Here is a 22,609-nt window from a genome sequence, read left to right as displayed (position 1 = left end):
GTTCTAAATTTACAAATAACTACTAATAATGATTAATGGTTATTGATTAATGACTGACTAATAACTATTACAGAGAAATAACTCATGGCTTTTGATTCACGTTCCTACAAAACCCTTGGCGGTGTAAGTATTTCTCGCTCCATCACCGAAGTTCAGATGGACACTGCCCTCGAAGATATTCTCTTCCACTTAAATTCTCAGCGTGGAGGCTTGTTAAGGAGTAGCTACGAATATCCAGGCAGATACAAAAGATGGGCGATCGGATTTGTCAATCCACCTTTAGAGTTGACTACACAAGAGAATGCTTTCACTTTGATAGCGTTAAATGAACGTGGGCAAACACTTTTACCATTCCTCTTAAAGCGTCTATCTCAGTCAGAACAGCTTGAGAAAGTCACCCAAGATAATCATAATATTGTCGGTTTTATTAAACCAACGAAAAAATCATTTACTGAAGAAGAACGCAGTAAGCAACCTTCATCATTTACAGTTGTCCGCGAAATTCTATATACTTTCTCTAGCCAAGAAGACGAACATTTAGGCTTGTATGGTGCTTTTGGTTATGACTTAGTTTTTCAGTTTGAACCAATTACCCAACATCTGGAACGTCCTACAGATCAGCGCGATTTGGTGCTTTATTTGCCAGATGAATTGATCGTTGTTGACTATTATCAGCAACGCGCATTTCGCATACAATATGATTTTGAAACAGCGCACGGCAACACCAAGAATCTTCCAAGAACAGGTGAGTCTGTAGATTATCGCGGTAAACATCTGCAACCGAGTCAAACTGCTGACCATAAAATAGGCGAATATGCGAAAAAAGTTGAGGTTGCACTCGATTATTTCCGCAGAGGCGATTTATTTGAAGTTGTTCCTAGCCAAAATTTTCTTGAGAGCTATGAAGACGAACCCAGCAAACTATTTAACACCTTAAAAGAAATAAATCCTAGTCCTTATGGGTTTATTTTTAATCTAGGTGGAGAATATCTGATAGGTGCATCTCCAGAAATGTTTGTGCGGGTTGAAGGTAGGCGGGTTGAAACTTGTCCAATTAGTGGCACTATTAGCCGGGGACAAGATGCTCTTGATGATGCCGTGCAAATTCGTCAGTTACTCAACTCTCACAAAGATGAAGCTGAGTTGACCATGTGTACTGATGTCGATCGCAATGACAAATCCCGCATCTGCGAACCTGGTTCAGTACAAGTCATTGGTCGTCGTCAAATCGAATTATACAGCCACCTGATACATACAGTAGATCATGTTGAAGGAACACTGCGATCGCAATTTGATGCTTTAGATGCCTTTCTGTCGCATACATGGGCAGTTACAGTCACAGGCGCACCCAAAAGAGCAGCAATAGATTTTCTGGAACGCCACGAAAAGAGCGCTCGACGTTGGTATGGTGGAGCAGTCGGCTATCTAAATTTCAACGGTAATTTAAATACTGGATTAATTCTGCGGACAATCCGCTTAAAAGATTGCATCGCAGAAGTGCGAGCTGGCGCTACAGTCCTTTATGACTCCATACCACAAGCAGAAGAACAAGAAACAATTACCAAAGCTGCTGCTTTATTTGAGACAATTCGCCGTGTTAAGCAAACCACTCAGAAAACTGCTCAATCCAGTTCTATAAAATTAACTAAAATCTTTCCAAGTGCAGCAGATGGCAAACGCATCTTACTAATAGATTACGAAGACTCATTTGTTCATACCTTAGCCAATTACATTCGCCAAACTGGTGCAAATGTCACCACGCTGCGTCATGGTTTCTCCGAATCGCTATTCGATACAGAACGCCCTGACTTAGTTGTTTTATCTCCTGGCCCTGGTAGACCAAGTGATTTTCGGGTTCCCCAGACTGTCGGTGCGCTTCTTCATCGCAAAATTCCTATTTTCGGAGTTTGTCTAGGACTGCAAGGCATTGTTGAAGCTTTTGATGGAGAATTAGGAGTCCTGCACTATCCCCAACATGGTAAATCTTCACGGATTTTTGTCACCGATTCCAATTCTGTTACCTTCAAAAATTTACCACAATCTTTTCCAGTCGGTAGATATCACTCATTGTTTGCCCTACCGCAAAGTTTGCCAAAAGAACTTAAAGTAACAGCGATTTCTGATGACGACGTAATTATGGGCATTGAACATCAAACACTTCCCATCGCCGCCGTTCAGTTTCATCCAGAGTCAATCATGACTTTAGCTGGAGAAGTCGGTCTGGAAATCATTAAAAATGTCGTGCGTGCATATACAACCAAAGAGTCATTAGTCGTTGGTCATTAGTCATTGGGCAATTCAATTTTAGATTTTGGATTGACAATTTTAGATTGAAATTTAATCCAAAATCCAAAATCTAAAATCTAAAATTCTTACTCCCCACTCCCCACTCCCCAAGCAGTTTATGACTAACCAAGTTACCACTTCCCGCCATATTCTTGAAGAAATTGTGTCGCATAAAAGGCAAGAAGTTGCCCAAATGCAGCAAGAACTGCCTTTAGCCTCCTTGCGAAAACAGTTAAATGCAGCCCCGACTGTGCGAAATTTCTTGACTGCTTTACAAGAAAATCCTCACCAACCGAGCTTAATTGCCGAGGTTAAAAAAGCATCGCCTAGCCGGGGGATTATCCGCGCAGATTTTGACCCAGTAGCTGTTGCTCAAGCTTATGAACGGGGTGGTGCAGCTTGTTTATCAGTCCTGACTGACCAAAAGTTCTTTCAAGGTGGTTTTGATAATCTGCGAAGAGTGCGTCAACAAGTTGCATTACCCCTACTGTGCAAGGAGTTCATCATTGACCGCTATCAAATTTATTTAGCACGGACAGCAGGCGCAGATGCAGTATTATTGATTGCTGCCATTTTATCAGATGAAGAACTCCAAGATTTTTTGCGAGTGATTCATGATTTGGGGATGACTGCGCTGGTGGAAGTTCATACCTTGGCGGAACTCGACCGGGTGTTAAAGCTTGAGGACTTACATCTAGTCGGAATCAACAATCGCAATTTAGAAGATTTTACCCTTGATATAAGAACAACACAGCAACTTTTAGCAGAGCGTCAACAACAATTACAAAGTTTGGATATCACCCTCGTTAGCGAGTCTGGACTGTATACACCTGCTGATTTATCTCTTGTGGCTGAGGCTGGAGCGCGTGCAGTTTTGATTGGAGAGTCTTTAGTTAAACAAAGCGATGTAGAGCAAGCTGTACGCAGTCTTTTGAGCCTTTCTTAAACCTATTATCTAATTACTAAAATCTGTAATTAAAAAAAATGAAACTCTGATACTCGCCGACGGAGATAAAAGACTCGTTAACGGAGATAAAAGACTCGCTCACGAGTATCAAAGACTCGTTAACGGAGATAAAAGACTCATTCACGAGTATCAAAGACTCGTTAACGGAGATAAAAGACTCGCTCACGAGTATCAAAGGCTCGTTAACGGAGATAAAAGACTCGCTCACGAGTATCAAAGGCTCGTTAACGGAGATAAAAGACTCGCTCACGAGTATCAAAGGCTCATTAACCAAAAATTTAGCGTGGACATCGCTAATTGGTAAGTGTTAATTATTCCAAAACTATTAACCAATCATTAACTATATTTCAGCATGACTTCTATCTCAGCTTCCTTTCAAACTTTACGCGATCGCCAACAGTGTGCTTTAATCCCCTTTATCACAGCAGGCGATCCTAACTTAGAAACCACCGCCGAAGCATTACGTATTTTAGATCGCAACGGTGCAGACTTTATCGAGTTGGGCATTCCCTACTCCGATCCTCTCGCAGATGGGCCTGTAATTCAAGCAGCAGCAACCCGCGCTTTGCAAAAAGGCACGAAATTAGAACAAGTGCTAGAGATGTTGCACACAGTGATTCCTAGTCTAAAAGCGCCAATAATTCTATTTACTTATTACAACCCTATTTTGCACCGAGGTATTAAGCCATTTTTAGGAAAAATTGCTGCTGCTGGCGTCCAAGGCTTAGTAGTGCCAGACTTACCCTTAGAAGAAGCAGAAGAATTAATCCAAACTGCTGCATCTTACGGAATTGAGGTAATTTTACTCGTAGCTCCTACCAGTTCTCAAGATAGAATTGAAGCGATCGCTCGTCAATCTCAAGGTTTTATCTACCTAGTGAGCGTTACAGGTGTTACAGGTATCCGCGCTCAAATCCAAGACCGCGTAAAGCATTTAATTACAGATTTGCGAAGCGTCACCGATAAACCCATCGGTGTTGGTTTTGGCATCTCCGGGCCAGAACAAGCACATCAAGTAATGGAATGGGGTGCAGACGCGGTGATTGTTGGTAGTGCCTTCGTTAAAAGGTTAGCTGAAGGTAGCTCAACCCAAAGATTGCAAGCTGTCGAACAACTCTGTCAGGAACTTAAAACAGCTATTACTCAAGTATCCCTGCAACAAGTTGGTTCCGCAAAATAAAAAACTCTCTTTTTTCTCTCTCTGCGTTCTCTGCGCCTCTGTGGTTCGACAAAAAATAACAAACCGCAAAGAACGCAAAGGAAGAAATACAAAGGAAATCTTGGCTATGAAATCCCTGCTGAAATCCGTCAAAATACTAATTTATAGCTTACTTCTAGTTAGCGCCTGTGCGATCGCAGTCTTCGCCCATGATCGCATTGACTACAAACAATACAAATACAATTGGGATCACAATGTTGGACAATACGCTCGCCCAGATGTAAGAAAGAACGTAACTGACCTAACATCAGCAGAGAAAACAGCCTTCGTCAAGGCAATCAAAACCTTAAAAACTGTAATCCCCGCAGGAAGCAAGCTCAGTATTTACGACCAATTCGTTGCCATACATATAGGGGCAACACGCTTGATTCATAACCATAAAGGACATTCCAATGGTTCGGTTCAAGAATTGGCTCATGAAAATGCCGCATTTTTCCCTTGGCATCGAGAATATATTCGCAGATTTGAACAAGCACTGCAAGCAGTAGACCCAAATGTTACTCTCCCCTACTGGGATTGGACAGATGCCAAAGCACTTGATGTAATTTTTAACGATGACTTTCTTGGTTCTAACGGTCAAGGAGTAACCATTAAAATTCCCAATCAAGGAAACTTTACAGGTGGCATTGTACCAGGCGCTTTTTCGGCTGCTTATGGCTGGGTTATGAATCCAGCATTAAACATTGACTTAGATACCAACACATCATTAGGTACATCACTTGTCCGCTTTCTAAAACTACCTCCTGCCACCGATTACCCTGTCCCCAAAAAAGATGTTGAGCGTGCCTTGGCTCTTAATGATTATTCTCTATTTCGCCCTGCTTTAGAAGGATTTATCTCTGTAGATGAGCAAGGTAAAGTTACCCCAGGGGGATTTGTACACAACTATATTCATGGTTTAGTTGGTGGGGTACAGATAGACGCAAGTACAAGACCCGTAAAGTTTAAGGGCTTGGGTACTATGAGCAATATACCAAGTTCGCCTTATGACCCAGTGTTTTGGTTGCATCATGCAAACGCAGACCGCCTCTGGGCTGAATGGCAAGAGAACGGTCCATCAAGGTAGCGATTTCTATCCTGCTGATGGTCAGCCTTACGGACACAACCTTAAAGACCTAATGTGGCCTTAGGGATGGCGGTATGTCTACCCCCAAAGCTACGGCATTAGGAGATTTGCTATCCCTATTACCAAATTTTGACTCTAAGGATTTGGTGCGCCCTATAGACGTTTTGAATCACAGGGAATTGGGCTATACCTACGAAACCCGTGAAAAAGAAACGCGAAAAGAATTTTATCTGTGGAATAAGTTCTAATACCATTTTGAATTTTAGATTTTAGATTTTGGATTGGAAACCACTTACTGTATCTGGGTTTTCTCTGTCCATCTGCCGCAATCATTTTTCAGATTGGGATAAAAAGTTAGAACAAAAGTAAAAAATACTTGAACATAAAGGATTTTCAACTGTGGTAAGCATACAAGACATCAAGACTGCAACTGTGCAACCAGATTCTCTAGGCAGATTTGGAAAATTTGGCGGTAAGTACGTCCCCGAAACCTTAATGCCTGCATTAAGTGAATTGGAAGCGGCATTTAATCAATATTGCAACGAGCCGAGTTTCCAAGCAGAACTGCAAAACCTACTGCGCGATTATGTAGGACGACCCAGCCCATTATATTTTGCTGAACGGTTGACAACAAACTACGCTAGACCAGATGGCACAGGGCCACAAATCTATTTAAAGCGCGAAGATTTAAATCATACAGGCGCTCACAAAATTAATAATGCTTTGGCTCAAGTATTACTCGCTAAACGCATGGGCAAAAAACGAGTAATTGCAGAGACAGGCGCAGGACAACACGGCGTAGCAACTGCAACTGTATGTGCTAGGTTTGGTTTGAAATGTGTGATTTACATGGGCGTCCACGATATGGAACGCCAAGCCTTGAACGTGTTCCGCATGAAGTTGATGGGAGCAGAAGTTCGACCAGTAGAAGCAGGTACGGGAACTCTCAAGGATGCAACTTCTGAAGCAATTCGGGATTGGGTGACGAATGTAGAAACAACCCATTACATCCTCGGTTCTGTTGCAGGCCCTCATCCCTACCCAATGATTGTCCGTGACTTCCACGCGATAATTGGTGTAGAAACTCGCGCTCAAGCTCAGGAGAAATGGGGAGGATTACCAGATATTCTACTGGCTTGCGTGGGTGGAGGTTCCAATGCGATCGGTTTGTTTCATGAGTTTATGCGTGAACCTTCGGTGCGCTTAATCGGAGTAGAAGCGGCGGGTGAAGGTGTAGATACAGAAAAACACGCTGCTACCTTGACAAAAGGAAAAATAGGTGTGTTGCACGGTGCAATGAGCTATTTACTGCAAGATGATGATGGTCAAGTCATCGAACCCCATTCAATTAGTGCCGGATTAGATTATCCCGGTGTAGGGCCAGAGCATAGTTATTTAAAGGATCTTGGTCGCGCCGAATATTACAGTGTTACCGATAAACAAGCGTTAGATGCATTCCAAAGGCTTTCGCAACTAGAAGGGATTATCCCAGCCTTAGAAACTGCTCATGCGATCGCATATCTCGAAACCCTTTGTCCTCAACTAGAAGGCAACCCCCGCATCGTCATCAACTGTTCCGGCAGAGGTGACAAAGATGTGCAAACGGTCGCCAAAGTCCTTATTCCTTAGTTTTCTCTTCTTGTCATTAGTCATTTATCCTTCGTGAATGACTAATGACCAATGACTAATGACCAATGACTAACGACAAATATGATAGCTGTAACTAAAACCCCACTTGACAACATCCCCGTCACTTCTGAGTTATACAACTGGCCAGCTTTATTGCAACAGTTGTTTGCTCGGCAATCGTTGACAGTTTCCCAAGCTGCGGATTTGATGCAAGGTTGGCTCACAGATGCCATTCCCGATGTCCTCTCAGGAGCGATTTTAGCCGCAATCCAAGCTAAAGGCGTATCCGCCCAAGAATTAGTCGGGATGGCCAGTGTCTTACAATCCCAATCGCCAGTACCTAGCACCCAGTACCCAGCCCCCCTAATTGACACCTGTGGAACTGGTGGAGATGGTGCTTCAACCTTTAATATTTCCACTGCTGTCGCCTTTGTTGCCGCCGCCGCCGGGGTAAAGGTTGCCAAACATGGCAATCGTTCTGCATCCAGCAAGACTGGTTCGGCTGATGTGCTGGAAGCTTTGGGTATAAATCTCAACGCCACTCCAGAAAAAGTGCAAGCCGCAGTGGGTGAAGTTGGAATCACCTTTTTGTTTGCTCCCGGTTGGCATCCTGCACTAAAGGCGATCGCTACTTTGCGAAAAACTTTGAAAGTAAGGACTGTTTTTAACTTACTCGGCCCGCTAGTAAATCCCATGCGGCCAACAGGGCAAATTATTGGTGTCAACGATCCGCTTTTACTAGAGGAGATTGTGCAAGCTTTATCTCAATTGGGATGTCAGCAAGCGATCGCCCTCCACGGACGGGAACGTTTAGATGAAGCTGGTTTGGCAGATGTCACTGATTTAGCTGTACTCCAAAATAAAAAAGTGCGTTCTCTAACCCTCAATCCTCAAGAACTTGGTTTGAGTTTTGCACCCACTGCGGCGTTATGCGGTGGAGATGTTGAAGAAAATGCCGAAATTTTGAAGGCAGTTTTGCAAGGTAAAGGCACTCAAGCGCAGCAAGATGTCGTCGCTTTAAATACAGCTCTCGCGCTGCAAGTTGGTGAAGCGATTGATGGGGAAACTGATGTTTTAGCAGGTTGTGTTAAAGGTATTGCCCTTGCCAAGGAAATTCTCCAAAGCGGTGCGGCTTGGACAAAACTAGAACAACTTGCTGAATTTTTGCGCTAATTCCCAAGGTAAGGGCACAGCATTGCTGTGCCCCTACGAACGGACTGTATTAAACCCAAAAACTATACGGAAGGAAAAATAGATGATTATCATACTTAAGAGCGGTACACCTGTTGAAGAAATTACTCGCATCAGCCAAGAAGTGAGTGAGACTTGGGGAGTCACGGTAGAAAAAAGCGTTGGCACTCATAAAGTTGTGCTGGGGCTAATTGGTGATACCATTAGCATGGATATATTACAGGTTCAAGAGTTCAGCCCTTGGATTGAGCAAGTATTACGAGTGCAACAACCTTTCAAGCGGGTAAGTCGAGAATTTCGACATGGAGAAGCCAGCGAAGTTGTTGTACCAACACCTAACGGTGATATCTATTTCGGCGAACTTCACCCGATTGTAATCGTAGCTGGGCCTTGTTCTGTTGAAAATGAAGCGATGATTGTCGAAACAGCAAAGCGCGTCAAGGCAGCAGGAGCGCAGTTTCTCCGTGGCGGAGCTTACAAACCCCGCACTTCACCTTATGCGTTTCAAGGTTATGGTGAAAGCGCTTTAGATTTATTAGCAGCAGCACGAGAAGCTACTGGTTTGGGTATCGTCACAGAACTCATGGATGCTGCCGATTTATCAGCAGTGGCGAAAACAGCTGACATCATCCAAATCGGGGCGCGGAATATGCACAACTTTTCGTTGCTCAAAAAGGTAGGCGCTCAAGATAAACCAGTGCTACTCAAGCGGGGGATGTCTGCCACAATTGACGAGTGGCTGATGGCAGCAGAATATATTTTGGCATCTGGAAATCCAAATGTGATTTTGTGTGAACGGGGAATCAGAACCTTTGATGGCAAATATGCTCGGAATACTTTAGATTTATCGGTGCTTCCGGTGTTGCGATCGCTTACCCATTTACCGATTATGATTGATCCCAGTCATGGTACGGGTAGGTCTGAATATGTGCCATCGATGGCAATGGCTGCGATCGCAGCTGGTACAGATTCCTTAATGATTGAAGTTCACCCCAACCCCGCAAAAGCTTTATCCGATGGCCCCCAATCTCTCACCCCTGATAAATTTGACCGCTTAGTTCAAGATATGTCAGTTCTCGGCAAAGTAGTCGATCGCTGGTCTAAACCTGCATATAATCGCGTTGGTGAAACCCAAATTATGCTCACTCCAGAACTCTCAAAGTAGTTCCCCTCTATAGACCAATACGGTTCAGTTAAGGCTAAAACTCTGGTTCCAAAGTCAATTTTTTAACGAACCGCCTTCTCTACGAGAGGCTTTCGCCAACGCGTAGCGTCTCGTAGAGAAGGCGCAGAGAACGCAGAGAGAAGAAAGAGATGCTTAACTGAACTGTATTGCTCTATAGACTTCTTGCATAAGTCGGTAAAAGGGGAAAAGGTTCTGTATTGTCCCCTTCCCCTTTAACCTTTACCCTTTTCCCCCTTGCAAAAAGCACTTTTGCAAGAGGTCTTATCTAGCTAGTCTTACCCGAACTAGCAAGATAATTGCGCCAGCCGCCATACTGGGAAATATCTTGTGCATCGGCAATGACATAAGGTTCACATAAAAATCCTTTAACTGAGGAACCGTCTTCCAAGTCTAAAGTGCCAATCACTAGGGGCGGCGGTACTGCGGCGACAAAAGTACCAAAGCCTTCTGCACTCAGTTGCCATACTTCTACTTCAATACCTACCCCAGAACCATCGAGAACTTTCACTAATCCAGGTTTGGCAGGTTGGGTATTGGCAAGGGCGTAGAAGCGATAGGTGGAGGCGGTTTCGCAGGTTTTCAATAAAGTAGCATGACGCTCTTGCAGTTGATAGTTCAAGGGTTGCCCAGTGAGATGAGCGCCAACAACAGCAAGAGCAATCATATTGGTGGATGCGGTTGTCATGCAGAAATCCTCGCAGCAGTTGTTTTACCAGAAGTATTGCCCATTTGATGGTGATACAAACCACCTAATTGACACAGTGCCACATCTTGAAACGCTTGCCCGATTAAAGTAATGCCAACGGGTAAACCATTGGCACGGAAGCCAGAGGGAAGAGCGATCGCACACAAGTCCATCAAGTTCACGAAATTGGTGTAGTAACCTAGGTTCGTGTTGAGTGCGATCGGCTCGGCTTCTACTTCCGCTTTGGTGTAGATAGTTCCGGTGGTAGGCAATGCCAAAATATTGACTTTTTGCCACTGCTGTGCAGCTTCTTGATTGAGTGCTTCTAGAGCGTAAAAACCCTTGAAAGTATCTACTGCTGTGTAGCGTAAACCATTGCTTATAATTTGGCGCACAACCGGATGAATAGCATCAGCTTGAGTTTCAAAGAACGGTTGAATAGCGGCGAGTCGTTCTGCCACCCAAGCACCAGAGTAGAGCAAATTAGCGGCTTGCTGGAAGGGCTGAAAATCAATTTCAACAGGATTCCCACCGATCGCTTTTAAATGCTGTAATCCTTGTTCATACAAATCTGCTGCGGCTGCATCACCAAAGAACTGCAATTGATCCGCCTTGGGTACTCCAAAGGAAAAAGATGATGGAATTGCTGCCGTTTGTGGTGGAACTTGGCGGGAATAACTATCGCAGATATCAAAGCCACTGGCAACTTGCCAGAGAATTTCAGCATCTTGGCAATTCAATGTGAAAATAGAAACGCAATCGAGGGAACGACAGGCAGGCACTACGCCGGAAGTACTTAATACACCTCTGGTAGGTTTGAGTCCGACAATATTGTTAAATGCTGCTGGGACTCGTCCAGAACCTGCTGTATCAGTTCCTAGTGAAAAGCTTACCAGCCCTGCTGCCACGGCCACGGCGGAACCAGAACTAGAGCCACCAGAAATATAATCTTCATGGAAAACACTGCTACAGGCTCCATAAGGCGATCGCACCCCGACTAACCCCGTGGCAAACTGATCGAGATTGGTTTTACCGATCAAAATTGCCCCAGCTTGAAGCAAGCGATCAACTACCGTTGCCGTTTTTTCGGGGATGTAGCTGTAAGCTGGACAGCCAGCAGTCGTAGGCATTTTTGCCACATCAATGTTATCTTTCACCGCAAAAGGGATGCCATAGAGAGGTAACTCATCGATATTCCTGCCAGCGAGGGATTGAGCTTGAGCGATCGCCTGTGCTTGTGGTAAGAGATGAATCCAGACGGCATCGTTTCCCCGTGCGGCAATCCGGCGATAAACTGACTCAATCACATCCGTTGGTTGCAATTGAGCGGTTCGATAAGCTGTAAGCAGCGATGTAATATCCAGGTGGAGCAAGTCTTTCACACAATTTTAGATTTTAGATTTTTTGACTCTCTGCAATTGCCGTTTTAACACTCAAGCCATTATTTAAAACTCCAAAATGCTGGTGTTAATTGTCGCATAAGCCAGACTGAATTTAAGGAACAAAATATATTTTAGAAGTTTTAACCATACATTTACCTGCTCTTCAACTACCTTTGTTAACCTTTCTAACAACATCGGATAAATAATTTAACCCAAAGCGCACAATTCAGCCTGCATAACTTTCCGTCTCAAGGACTTCCAGAAATTAAATTATTCAATTTTGGGAGCGAAGACGATCGCTAGATTCTTCCTCCCCTGCGCCCCCTGCTTCCCCTGCTCACCAAAGTGATGGGTATTTTTTTAGTTGGAAGTCCCTCAGCAGCGTTTATAAAACTCACCGTAATTGTGACGATTACGCTAGAATTGTTAAAGGTTCTTTACAGAGTTTGCTGATCATCCCCAATTCTGTTAGAAAAGCCTAGCATTCAAATGTAATGTAAATCTCAAAACCCAACTCTAGAGTTCACCAAAAGCTTCTAGGACGCTCCCAATCGCAACGTCGCCATTATCGCCCACGTTGACCACGGTAAAACCACGCTGGTTGACGCACTCCTCAAACAATCCGGCATTTTCCGCGAAGGCGAAGGACGTTCCGGATTGCGTTATGGACTCCAACGCCCTAGAAAGAGAACGGGGTATTACCATCCTTTCCAAAAATACGGCGGTTCGCTACAAGAAACAATAATTAATATTGTTGATACTCCTGGACCACGCTGACTTTGGTGGCGAAGTCGAACGCGCTACTCGGCATGGTTGACGGATGTCTTCTAATTGTCGATGCCAATGAAGGCCCCATACCCCAAACGCGCTTTGTCCTCAAAAAAGCTTTAGAAAAAGGACTGCGCCCCATCGTTATTATCAACAAAATTGATCGTGGACAAACTGACCCCCACGTTGCTGTTGATAAAGTATTGGATCTGTTCTTAGAATTAGGCGCAGATGAAGACCAGTGTGATTTTACCTATCTGTTTGCCTCCGGTATGGCAGGTTTTGCTAAGGAAAGCTTGGAAGCAGAATCGGTAGATATGCAACCCCTGTTTAACGCAATTCTGCAACACGTTCCACCACCAGTAGGCGACAGCAAGAAACCTCTGCAATTGCAAGTTACAACCCTAGATTATTCTGAATATCTGGGACGGATTGTCATTGGCAGAATTCACAACGGTACTATCCGCTCAGGACAACAAGCAGCTTTAGTAACAGAAGACGGCACCATTGTCAAGGGTAAGATTACCAAATTGATGGGCTTTGATGGACTGAAGCGTGTAGAGATGGAAGAAGCAACCGCAGGTTATATTGTCGCGGTGTCTGGTTTCGCTGATGCTTATATTGGGGAAACGATTACTGACCCCAATGACCCACAAGCTTTACCACTAATTAAAGTAGATGAACCAACCTTGCAAATGGCCTTCTGGGTGAATGATTCGCCCTTTGCCGGTCAAGAAGGCAAGTTGGTAACTTCCCGTCAAATACGCGATCGCCTATTCCGCGAACTCGAAACCAACGTTGCTTTGCGTGTCGAAGAAACTGATTCTCCCGATAAATTCCTCGTTTCCGGTCGTGGAGAACTCCACCTGGGTATCTTAATCGAAACCATGCGTCGGGAAGGCTTCGAGTTTCAGGTATCTCAGCCACAGGTAATTTACCGCGAAATCAACGGTCAACCTTGCGAACCTTACGAACTCTTGGTGTTAGACATTCCTGCTGATGGCGTGGGTAGCTGTATTGAACGCCTGGGACAACGCAAAGGCGAAATGCAAGATATGCAACCAGGTAGTGGCGATCGCACCCAACTAGAGTTTGTCATACCCGCCCGTGGTTTGATTGGTTTCCGGGGTGAATTCATGCGGATGACTCGTGGTGAAGGCATCATGAACCACAGCTTCTTAGACTACCGTCAGATCAGTGGCGACATTGAAGCCCGTAATAAAGGCGTTTTAATCTCCTTTGAAGAAGGCGTTTCTACCTTCTACGCCATGAGAAACGCCGAAGATAGAGGAGCATTCTTTATTACTCCCGGCACAAAGGTTTACAGAGGCATGATTGTGGGAGAACACACTCGCTCGCAAGATTTGGAACTAAATATCTGTAAGACCAAGCAGTTGACCAACCACCGCGCTGCTGGTGGCGATGAATTGGTACAACTGCAAGCACCGATAGACATGAGCCTAGAGCGTGCTTTGGAATACATCGCAGCCGATGAACTGGTGGAAGTTACACCCCAATCGATTCGCCTGCGGAAGATGTCGAAGAAGTTGGCGAAACGATAAGTAAAGCAATAACTTAATTAATTTAAAAAGCCCGCAGCTGCGGGCTTTTTAGTTTGTCATTAACCTGAGTTCAGGTTAGACATCTGAAGGTAAAAGCCACTCAACTTGAAGTCAATCAATTCGTAAGTGGCGATGGCGATCGCAAATGCTGTAATTATCATCTGCCAGATGCGTGGAATTTAGCGCCACTACAAGCGACTGTGAACAAGTCGCTTTTCTAACGATGTATTTCATGCAATAATTAAGAATCTTTCTTATTTAATTAAGGGGTTATATAGCTTGCTGGGGTACTTAATGCCAGAGCGATCGCTATGACGTATTACCCCAAAATAAGCTGGCTGGGAGAGGACATAAGCATCCTACAGCATTTTTGCTTTTTGGATAATTCTAAACAGCGCCTCAGCCCCAATCACATATCAGCTTGATAATGACAGTAATTATTATTAAACCATGACAAAAAGTTTTACAGATACAGAGTGGGAAGAACTGTGGCTAGAAAATAAGGCAAAATGGCGCAATTTCCAGTCAATCAAAGGGGGTTGATACTATCCACCAAGGGAAGATTTTAAATATCTCTAATATCTATGAATGCTGGATAAAATTACGTAATGGATTGTCTATCTGTATAAATGAAAGGGAGTTTATTGATGATCTTGTGTGGGTTAAATATAGTTTGGATGAATTTCAATTTGGATTGAGTTTTTTTCTCTCAGGAAAAGTCAGAATTGAACGCCACGGTTTAACTGATGAGACTGACGAATCAGTAGGCAGATATTATTTGGAATGTAACTGCGATATCAAAGAAACGGAGTGGTGGAAAGCCGGTGAGAAGTTTTCACGAATTTATCTGAAAATCGAACCTCAGGAATTTTTTCAAAGTTTTGACGAGGAAGAATTAGAACAAATACCAATTTCCCTGCGCCAAGCTTTAATCGGTGATAAGTTACAGCCTTACTACCACCAAGGAGAAATCACACAGCAAATGTGGACAGTGTTATCTAATATTCTCCAGTGTCCTTATCAAGGCTTGATGAAGCGAATGTATCTGGAAAGTAAGTCGATGGAATTGATTATGCTTCATTTTCAGCAATTTCAAGAGCAGGATGTTCATAATCATAGGTTTCCAGCCAGGGATTTGAGCGATATTGACAAAATTTATCAAGCCAAGGAAATTTTGCTGGGTAATCTAGAAAATCCACCCAGTCTGATAGAGTTAGCACGACAAGTAGGGCTAAATGACTTCAAATTGAAGCGTGGATTCCGTCAAGTTTTTGGGACATCTGCGTTTAAATATTTGCACGACTATCGGCTAGAAAAAGCCAGACAACTTTTAGTATTAGGAGAAATGAAGGTTGAAGAAGTGGCATTTAGGGTAGGTTTTGATAGTCGCAGCTACTTTGCCTTTGCTTTCCGTAAAAAGTTCGGCTTGAATCCTAAACAATACTTTCAGCAGCGCCAAAAATCCGTCTAGCGTTCAAATAAAATCCGTCTAGCGTTCAAATAAAAAATCCGCATCCTTTATTATGCATACACTGCCAGTTTAATTAAGAAAATTTCTTAATACTGTCAAGTAGTGTGAGGGAGTGCGGGTGACTAAATGAAGTTAGATAAATTGTTTCAAAGTCTGCTGCTGACAGGTGCAGTTGTTGTTTTAATCAACATTCCTGCTAGAAGTGAGGATGCTAAACTAAGCGAGATTTCCCATGCAGAATTACTGGTACAGTCGCCAGCATCTTCATCAGATATTGTGCAAGTAACGGGAGTGAAAGCCAATCCTACAGATAAAGGTGTGGAGGTGATTTTACAGACGGCTCAAGGGGAACAACTGCAAATCACAAATCGTAGTGCTGAAAATAACTTTATTGCTGATATTCCTAATGCTCAATTGCGTTTACCCAGTGGCGATGCTTTCATATTTCGTTCCCAAAAACCAGGTGAGGGTATTACTGAGATAACGGTCGCAAATCTGGATGCCAATACTATCCGGTTGACAGTCACAGGTGAGGAGGGATTGCCAACGGTTGAGTTATTTGACGGTGATGAAGGGCTAATTTTTGGCGTGATACCAGCTGTAACTGCGGCGCAAAAACCAGAAACACCGCAACCTCAAGAAAAGCCAACAAGTGAGACACCCCAAGAGGAACCAGCAGCACAGCAGGATGAGCCGATTGAGTTAGTGGTAACGGGTGAGCAAGATGGATATCGCGTACAGGATGCTACAACTGCAACAAAGACAGATACCCCTTTGCGCGATATTCCCCAATCAATTCAGGTAGTGCCGCGAGAGGTGCTGGAAGATAGAAACGTCAGAAGTCTAGCTGAGGCGGTGGAAACCGTCAGTGGCGTAGTTGACGGCGCTGACTACAACGGTTCACCTGCACAAGACTTCATTATCAGAGGATTTGAACAGGGTGGAAGTTTCCGAAATGGCTATCGAGATGTAGATTCTTACAGCTTGACAGGAGTGGGGACGATTGAGCGAGTGGAAGTTTTGAAAGGGCCTGCCTCGGTTCTGTTTGGGGCTGTAGAACCTGGTGGAATCATCAACGTCGTCACCAAACAACCCTTGAGTGAACCCTATTATAAGCTCGAATTTGAGGCGGGGAACCGTGGATTTTATCAGCCCAGTATTGATTTCTCAGGGCCTTTAAACAGTGATAAAACTTTGCTTTATCGGTTAAATGCCAGCTATCAAACTTCAGATGGTTTTCAAGATTTTGTCAACACTAATCTGACTACATTTGCACCTACAATCAGTTGGAAATTGGGTGATAAAACAGACCTGACTTTATACTATGAGTATATTAACTTTAAAGGAACTTTTGAGCAATATACCTCAATTCTTAGCAATAATACCTTTCTGCCTCGGAGCTTCTATCAGGCATATCCTAATAATGCTTTTGTAGATAATACAACCCAAAAGTTTGGCTATACGTTCAGCCACGAGTTTAGTGATAACTGGCAAATTCGTAACAACTTTGCTGTGGTTACGAATAGAAGCTATGAAGAATATACTTTAGCAACAGGGATAGTAAACGATCAGTCCTTACGGCAATTTGCTCAAGATCGTGATTTCACAAGAGACAACTATTTTGGACAGATCGACTTACTTGGAAAGTTTAATACGGGATCAATTTCACACCAAATCTTAATGGGTTTTGATTTCAATCGTAATATTAATACTTTTGCAAGGGTAAGTTCAAAGGGATGTTCCTAATCTAGATATTTTCAATCCCAACTACGACATTGCTGGCTTCAACTATGACCCACGCTCTAGTTCTACCGATCGTTCTCAAACCTACGGGATTTACCTTCAGGGATCAGATTAGCTTTCTAGATAATCTGAAGCTATTGATCGGTGGGCGCTTCGGATTGGATTTCCAGCGAGAATACAGATGACATTACAGGGACTACTACACAAAACCCGGAGAATAGTGCTTTTAGCCCCCGAATCGGCTTGGTATATCAGCCCAGCAAATCTATTTCTCTCTACACCAGCTACAGTCAATCTTTCGTCCCTGTAACTGAAGTAAACCCTGATGGTGAAATATTTGAGCCTACAAGAGGAACACAGTATGAAGCAGGTATTAAAGCTGATTTTCTGGAGGGTAGGCTGTCGGCAACACTGGCAGCCTATCAGATTACCAAGTCAAATATTCTAACTCCCGATCGTGAACGAGCGGAGCCTGATTACTTCATTCAGGTAGGGGAGCAAAGAAGTAGAGGGATTGAGTTAGATGTTACAGGGGAAATTTTGCCCGGTTGGAAAGCGATCGCTTCCTATGCTTACACTAACGCAGAAGTAACTGAAGATAACGATATTCCTGTAGGCAATCGATTAGTGAGTGTGCCAGAAAATCAAGCTAGTCTCTGGACAACCTATGAATTTCAAAATAGCGATTTGAAGGGTTTGGGATTTGGTTTGGGGCTGTTTTATCTGGGTACGCGATCGGGAGATTCAGCTAACTCTTTTGAAATACCCGATTACTTGCGTACCGATGCAGCGATTTACTACCGTAGAAATGGTTTTAAAGCTGGGATCAATATTCGTAATCTATTTGATACAGACTATATTAGAACCTCTGACGATGGTAGAACATTCCTGCGAAGAGGTGCGCCTTTTACAATTTTCGGCTCCATTTAGCTGGGAGTTTTAATTCTCTCTTTTGTAGAGCCTGAATATATTATCAGTCTTCTGAACAACCTGCCAAATATTAGTTAATTCAAAATATTCCACAATGACAAAGAAAGCCATTAGTACAATTATGCGGTTGTTACTTGGTGTTAAAGCTGCTTGTGCTTTGACTTTTACTAAATTTGTTTGGGTTGCCAAGACTGTTTTTTCAAGATTGCGTGTCTTGTGGCAATCCCGACAGGGTAAGAGTAATTACAAATTTTTACCATTCTTTCTGACCATAGTTGTGGTTTTAGCGATCGCAGCCTGTAATACAACACACCTATGGGAACTCACAAGTCAGCGCTTGCACCAAAGCCAATAGAAACAAAAACGGTTAGCCATGCTTTAGGTAAAGTTGAAATTCCACTTCAACCGCAGCGCGTTATTGTGCTAGAAGAAAATGTGGTTCTAGATTCTGTACTGGCACTGGGTATAAAGCCCGTTGGTGTCATGTATTGTGCGAGCTGTGAGGAAAAGTTTCGAGGGTATACCCAGCGACTTACTTGCTGGCGTTCCAGTTGTAGGCAGTATTGGGAGCCAACCTTCCCTAGAGAAAATTATTACTTTAAAACCCGATTTAATTCTGGCGTTAACAAATCGAAAGAAGTCATATAAGCTCCTTTCCAGCATCGCGCCTACAGTACTGATCGATTTTCCTACCATGTACGACTTTAAAAAAAGACTACGATATGTAGCCCAGGTGTTGGGAAAGAGCGATCGCGCCGAAGAACTTCTGACTCAGTATCAAAATCGCATCCAAGAATTGCGGCAGCAATTAGGAAAAGAACTAGAAGCAAAAACAATATCTGTAATTTATCTTGCAGGTTCGGCAGATATTTTCTATAGCTATAGAGGAGACTTTCTACCTTATGGCCAAATCATTAGCGACGCAGGTTTACAACTAATCCAACAAAATCAAAAACAACGCGAGTTAACATTAAGTATTGAAGTTTTACCCAAATACGATGCCGATTTTTTATTTATTATGACCGATTTATTAAAAAGAGATTTTAAACGAGCAAATCCTGAGTTTTTATCTTTCTTGAAAAAGCCTATTTGGTCGAAGCTTAAAGCTGTTCAGAATAAACAGGTATACAACGTAAATTGGAATGTCGGAGGGACTATCGGAGCTAATAGAATAATTGATGACCTCTTCAAATATATAGTAAAAATACCTTAAATCATCACAAAGGGGCGATCGCCTATAAAAGTTTCCCTCAACTATATTCTTTGTATATACTTGCTAAATTTAACTTGAAATTGCCATTTTAGGATAAAAAATTGCCATTTTAGGATAGACTTATGCACGAAAAGATAGTAAAATTTGCTAGGTGAAAAACATAAATTTCCCACTTTTAATCATTACAATGAAATCAAAAGTTAACCTAGTAGCAGATAAACGCTCTCCTCTCCAACGCTTACTCAACTACGGGGACAAATATCGCCCACAAATTTTTCAAGCCACAACCTATTCTGTTATCAATACAATTTTAGATTTAGCACCACCTTGGTTAATCGGTGTTGCTGTAGATATATTAGTCCAACAGCAAGATTCCTTTATAGCTAAATTTGGCATTAAAGAAGTAGTATGGCAATTTGCACTACTTTCACTAATCACTATTATTGTTTGGATATTTGAATCACTTTCTCAGTACGCTTATGATAGACTGTGGCGAAATTTAGCCCAAAATATTCAACATAATTTACGCTTAGATGCCTACAATCATTTACAAGAATTAGAATCAGCTTATTTTGAAGACAGTAGTACAGGCGGTTTGATGTCTATTCTCAGTGATGATATCAACCAACTCGAAGACTTTTTAAATGGGGGAGCCAATGAAATTATCCAAGTTACTACTTCATTTATAATTTTAATTTGCGGTGCATTCCTAATTTTACCTTTAAATATCACCATAGCAGCAATGCTACCAATGCCTTTTATACTCTGGGGTTCTTTAATATATCAAAAACGCCTTGAACCTTGTTATGCTGATGTTAGAGAAAAGGTGAGTTTTTTGAATTCTCGTTTAGCTAATAATATTAGTGGTATTACCACAATTAAAAGTTTCACTGCCGAAAATTATGAAAGTGCGAGACTAGCAACCGAAAGTGAAGCTTATAAAAAAAGTAACGCCAAAGCAATTAAACTTTCTGCTGCTTTTGTACCTGTAATTAGAATGTTGGTTTTAGTTGGATTTACGTCTTTATTATTTCTGGGAGGTATGGCAGCATATTCTCGTAAAATATCGATCGGTAATTACAGTGTTTTACTAGTTTTAGTCCAAAGATTATTGTGGCCATTGGTGTTTTTAGGAGAAACTTTTGACCGATATCAACGGGCGATGGCTTCTACAAAGCGAGTTATGGATTTGTTAGATACTCCCATAGAAATTACTACGGGAGATATGTCTTTAGTTGTTGAACAAGTACAGGGGGAAGTTGAGTTTAAAAATATTACTTTTGCTTATCGAAATAGTAGAACAATAATTAAAGATTTATCCTTATATATTCCTGCTGGAAAAACTATTGCGGTTGTTGGTTCTACTGGTTCAGGTAAAAGCACCTTAGTAAAACTATTGTTACGATTTTATGATGTTTCTAATGGCTCAATTACCATTGATGGAATTGATATTCAAAAGTTAAATTTATCTGACTTGCGTCGCAGTATTGGTCTAGTTAGTCAAGATGTATTTTTATTTCATGGTACAGTGGGAGAAAATATCGCCTACGGTACTTTTGAAGCTACAGATGAAGCAATTATTAATGCAGCAAAAATAGCTGAGGCACACGATTTTATTACGCAACTACCCCAAGGTTATGAAACAATAGTTGGGGAGCGAGGACAAAAGTTATCTGGAGGACAACGCCAACGGATAGCTATTGCTAGAGCAGTTTTGAAAAACCCGCCGATTTTGATTTTGGATGAGGCGACATCTGCTGTGGATAATGAGACGGAAGCAGCAATCCAACGTTCTTTAGATAAGATTACCCAAAATCGGACAACAATTGCGATCGCTCATCGTCTTTCGACAATTCGCCACAGTCATTGTATTTATGTGATGGATCATGGTCAAATTGTCGAGCAGGGTAAGCACGAGGATTTACTACTACTTGATGGTATCTATGCCAGTTTGTGGTGCGTACAGTCTGGGTACTTGGGACTGACGCAGTAATTAGATGTCTTGCATAAATCAAAAATAAAGAACCCCATCCCGCATTTGAGTAAAGCAAGCGCTCATTGGGAAGGGGTTGGGGGTTGCTGCGATCGCTCTAGAAGGGATTTTTTGCCTTTTCGGGTGCATTAATGCCAGGTTTGACACGCAATTTGTGGGATAATATTAGAAATATTTATCATTTATCATTTATCATTTATCATTTATCATTTATCACTCAGCCATTTTTACTTAATTTAAGTAAGGAAAAAATTGCTTAACTGAACTGTATTGGTACTCTTATTGAAAATAATTTTGGAATAATAAAGTAGATATACTGATAATAATTCCAGCATTTACCATCACCCCGCATAACTCATGGCAATCCTTCAACTGATTAAACCCGAAGTTAAAAATCTGGGTGGGTCTTTTGCCCGCCGCTCTTTGCCGTATCCTAATCGCCAAATGGTTGGGCCGTTTATCTTTTTTGATCATCTTGGCCCGTCCGTTATGCCCCCAAATCAAGGCATCGATGTCAGACCACATCCTCATATTAATCTTGCGACGGTGACTTATTTATTTGATGGTGCTTTGATGCATCGTGATAGTTTAGGTACTGTGCAGTTAATCCAAGCAGGTGCAGTAAACTGGATGACAGCTGGAAAAGGAATTGTACATTCAGAACGCTCACCTGATCTTGATCGTCACCAAGAAACTACTATTCATGGCATTCAAACCTGGGTTGCCCTGCCTGTTGAAGAGGAAGAAATCGATCCAAATTTCATTCACTATCCTGCTGAAACCCTTCCTACTTGGGAAGAGAATGGCGCTGTGATCAAACTTATTGCTGGACAAGTGCTGGGCTATACCTCACCTGTGAAAGTTTTCTCACCTATCCTTTATTTAGATGTGGTGTTGTCTGCCAATGCTCACTTCACTATCCCTGCTGATTACTCAGAAAGGGCAGTATACACCGTCACAGAAGGATTGAGGATTAACGACCAACCGATAGAGCAACATCATCTCGCTATCCTAGAGCCAGGTGATGAGGTCAAGGTTTCTGCTACTGCTGCTGCTCGATGTATTGTCATTGGCGGTGAGCCGTTGGGTACACGCTACAAATGGTGGAATTTTGTCTCTAGCCGCTCAGAGCGAATAGAGCAAGCTAAAGCTGATTGGCGCGATCGCCGCTTTGCTAATGTGCCAGATGAAACAGAGTTTATTCCACTACCAGAAGTGGTAACAGAAGCTAATCCTTTTTCGTGAACTATCTACACTTCTACTAATATTGATACGCAGATATAAGTAAATAAGTTACTTAATAGCTACAGATAACTCA

Annotated in this window: 19 protein-coding genes; 17 read left to right on the top strand and 2 right to left on the bottom strand. The window is 42.6% G+C overall.

All coding sequences use genetic code 11. From position 1 onward, the window contains the following. Positions 1 to 84 precede the first annotated feature (84 nt). The 8 genes from ANSO36C_RS00170 (at position 85) to aroF (ending at position 9,523) form a co-directional block, all read left to right on the top strand. Entirely contained in the window at positions 85 to 2,286 is a 2,202-nt protein-coding gene (locus ANSO36C_RS00170) for an anthranilate synthase (RefSeq protein WP_251957859.1), read from the top strand. A 118-nt stretch (positions 2,287 to 2,404) separates the two neighbouring features. Beyond that, positions 2,405 to 3,232 (top strand): indole-3-glycerol phosphate synthase TrpC, encoded by an 828-nt coding sequence (gene trpC, locus ANSO36C_RS00165; protein ID WP_251957858.1) that lies wholly within the window; start codon positions 2,405 to 2,407, stop codon positions 3,230 to 3,232. A gap of 373 nt (positions 3,233 to 3,605) precedes the next feature. Next, positions 3,606 to 4,433 carry a tryptophan synthase subunit alpha gene (trpA, locus tag ANSO36C_RS00160; RefSeq protein WP_251957857.1) on the top strand — a complete coding sequence of 276 codons (828 nt, stop codon included), beginning with the start codon at positions 3,606 to 3,608 and terminating at the stop codon, positions 4,431 to 4,433. A gap of 106 nt (positions 4,434 to 4,539) precedes the next feature. Then, entirely contained in the window at positions 4,540 to 5,538 is a 999-nt protein-coding gene (locus ANSO36C_RS00155; protein ID WP_251957856.1) for a tyrosinase family protein, read from the top strand. A 74-nt stretch (positions 5,539 to 5,612) separates the two neighbouring features. Next, the gene (locus ANSO36C_RS00150; RefSeq protein ID WP_251957855.1) at positions 5,613 to 5,786 is read left to right on the top strand and encodes a hypothetical protein; all 174 of its coding nucleotides are present in this window, start codon (positions 5,613 to 5,615) and stop codon (positions 5,784 to 5,786) included. Between the two features lie 151 nt (positions 5,787 to 5,937). After that, on the top strand, positions 5,938 to 7,167 hold the full coding sequence (gene trpB / locus ANSO36C_RS00145) for a tryptophan synthase subunit beta (RefSeq protein ID WP_251957854.1): 1,230 nt from the start codon (positions 5,938 to 5,940) through the stop codon (positions 7,165 to 7,167). Positions 7,168 to 7,248: 81 nt separating this feature from the next. After that, a complete protein-coding gene (gene trpD, locus ANSO36C_RS00140) occupies positions 7,249 to 8,340 on the top strand; it encodes an anthranilate phosphoribosyltransferase (protein ID WP_251957853.1) in 1,092 nt (363 codons plus the stop codon). Positions 8,341 to 8,422: 82 nt separating this feature from the next. After that, positions 8,423 to 9,523, top strand: coding sequence for a 3-deoxy-7-phosphoheptulonate synthase (aroF, locus tag ANSO36C_RS00135; RefSeq protein WP_251957852.1), 1,101 nt, complete (start codon positions 8,423 to 8,425; stop codon positions 9,521 to 9,523). A gap of 286 nt (positions 9,524 to 9,809) precedes the next feature. On the opposite strand, the gene ANSO36C_RS00130 is transcribed toward aroF, so the two are convergent. Beyond that, a complete protein-coding gene (locus ANSO36C_RS00130; RefSeq protein WP_251957851.1) occupies positions 9,810 to 10,229 on the bottom strand; it encodes an allophanate hydrolase-related protein in 420 nt (139 codons plus the stop codon). Beyond that, the gene (gene atzF / locus ANSO36C_RS00125; protein ID WP_251957850.1) at positions 10,226 to 11,611 is read right to left on the bottom strand and encodes an allophanate hydrolase; all 1,386 of its coding nucleotides are present in this window, start codon (positions 11,609 to 11,611) and stop codon (positions 10,226 to 10,228) included. Before atzF ends, ANSO36C_RS00130 begins: the two co-directional genes overlap by 4 nt. Before the next feature lie 564 nt (positions 11,612 to 12,175). On the opposite strand from atzF, the gene ANSO36C_RS34655 reads away from it, so the two are divergent. From ANSO36C_RS34655 to ANSO36C_RS00085, 9 genes are all read left to right on the top strand, one after another. Beyond that, on the top strand, positions 12,176 to 12,388 hold the full coding sequence (locus ANSO36C_RS34655) for a GTP-binding protein (protein WP_410174740.1): 213 nt from the start codon (positions 12,176 to 12,178) through the stop codon (positions 12,386 to 12,388). A gap of 5 nt (positions 12,389 to 12,393) precedes the next feature. Next, the gene (gene typA / locus ANSO36C_RS00120) at positions 12,394 to 13,941 is read left to right on the top strand and encodes a translational GTPase TypA (protein ID WP_410174662.1); all 1,548 of its coding nucleotides are present in this window, start codon (positions 12,394 to 12,396) and stop codon (positions 13,939 to 13,941) included. 673 nt (positions 13,942 to 14,614) lie between these two features. Further along, a complete protein-coding gene (locus ANSO36C_RS00115) occupies positions 14,615 to 15,412 on the top strand; it encodes a helix-turn-helix transcriptional regulator (protein WP_251957849.1) in 798 nt (265 codons plus the stop codon). Positions 15,413 to 15,538: 126 nt separating this feature from the next. After that, on the top strand, positions 15,539 to 17,158 hold the full coding sequence (locus ANSO36C_RS00110) for a TonB-dependent receptor plug domain-containing protein (RefSeq protein ID WP_251957848.1): 1,620 nt from the start codon (positions 15,539 to 15,541) through the stop codon (positions 17,156 to 17,158). A gap of 141 nt (positions 17,159 to 17,299) precedes the next feature. Next, a complete protein-coding gene (locus tag ANSO36C_RS00105; protein WP_251957847.1) occupies positions 17,300 to 18,085 on the top strand; it encodes a TonB-dependent siderophore receptor in 786 nt (261 codons plus the stop codon). 94 nt (positions 18,086 to 18,179) lie between these two features. Next, positions 18,180 to 18,440, top strand: a complete 261-nt coding sequence (locus ANSO36C_RS00100; protein WP_251957846.1) for a hypothetical protein — start codon at positions 18,180 to 18,182, stop codon at positions 18,438 to 18,440. Between the two features lie 144 nt (positions 18,441 to 18,584). Beyond that, positions 18,585 to 19,298 (top strand): iron-siderophore ABC transporter substrate-binding protein, encoded by a 714-nt coding sequence (locus tag ANSO36C_RS00095; RefSeq protein ID WP_251957845.1) that lies wholly within the window; start codon positions 18,585 to 18,587, stop codon positions 19,296 to 19,298. 187 nt (positions 19,299 to 19,485) lie between these two features. After that, positions 19,486 to 21,291, top strand: a complete 1,806-nt coding sequence (locus ANSO36C_RS00090; RefSeq protein WP_251957844.1) for an ABC transporter ATP-binding protein — start codon at positions 19,486 to 19,488, stop codon at positions 21,289 to 21,291. A 357-nt stretch (positions 21,292 to 21,648) separates the two neighbouring features. Next, the gene (locus ANSO36C_RS00085; RefSeq protein ID WP_251957843.1) at positions 21,649 to 22,536 is read left to right on the top strand and encodes a pirin family protein; all 888 of its coding nucleotides are present in this window, start codon (positions 21,649 to 21,651) and stop codon (positions 22,534 to 22,536) included. Positions 22,537 to 22,609: the final 73 nt, after the last annotated feature.

It is taken from the genome of Nostoc cf. commune SO-36 (assembly GCF_023734775.1).
GTDB classification, from domain to species: domain Bacteria; phylum Cyanobacteriota; class Cyanobacteriia; order Cyanobacteriales; family Nostocaceae; genus Nostoc; species Nostoc commune_A.
This window is presented reverse-complemented; position numbering and strand designations above follow the sequence as displayed.

Excerpts from the sequence above, each read along its gene's own strand:
- ANSO36C_RS00170 (WP_251957859.1), top strand. The coding sequence starts at position 85 with ATGGCTTTTGATTCACGTTCCTACAAAACCCTTGGCGGTGTAAGTATT.
- trpC (WP_251957858.1), top strand. The coding sequence starts at position 2,405 with ATGACTAACCAAGTTACCACTTCCCGCCATATTCTTGAAGAAATTGTG.
- trpA (WP_251957857.1), top strand. The coding sequence starts at position 3,606 with ATGACTTCTATCTCAGCTTCCTTTCAAACTTTACGCGATCGCCAACAG.
- ANSO36C_RS00155 (WP_251957856.1), top strand. The coding sequence starts at position 4,540 with ATGAAATCCCTGCTGAAATCCGTCAAAATACTAATTTATAGCTTACTT.
- ANSO36C_RS00150 (WP_251957855.1), top strand. The coding sequence starts at position 5,613 with ATGTCTACCCCCAAAGCTACGGCATTAGGAGATTTGCTATCCCTATTA.
- trpD (WP_251957853.1), top strand. The coding sequence starts at position 7,249 with ATGATAGCTGTAACTAAAACCCCACTTGACAACATCCCCGTCACTTCT.
- aroF (WP_251957852.1), top strand. The coding sequence starts at position 8,423 with ATGATTATCATACTTAAGAGCGGTACACCTGTTGAAGAAATTACTCGC.
- ANSO36C_RS00130 (WP_251957851.1), bottom strand. The coding sequence starts at position 10,229 with ATGACAACCGCATCCACCAATATGATTGCTCTTGCTGTTGTTGGCGCT.
- ANSO36C_RS00110 (WP_251957848.1), top strand. The coding sequence starts at position 15,539 with ATGAAGTTAGATAAATTGTTTCAAAGTCTGCTGCTGACAGGTGCAGTT.
- ANSO36C_RS00100 (WP_251957846.1), top strand. The coding sequence starts at position 18,180 with ATGACAAAGAAAGCCATTAGTACAATTATGCGGTTGTTACTTGGTGTT.
- ANSO36C_RS00090 (WP_251957844.1), top strand. The coding sequence starts at position 19,486 with ATGAAATCAAAAGTTAACCTAGTAGCAGATAAACGCTCTCCTCTCCAA.
- ANSO36C_RS00085 (WP_251957843.1), top strand. The coding sequence starts at position 21,649 with ATGGCAATCCTTCAACTGATTAAACCCGAAGTTAAAAATCTGGGTGGG.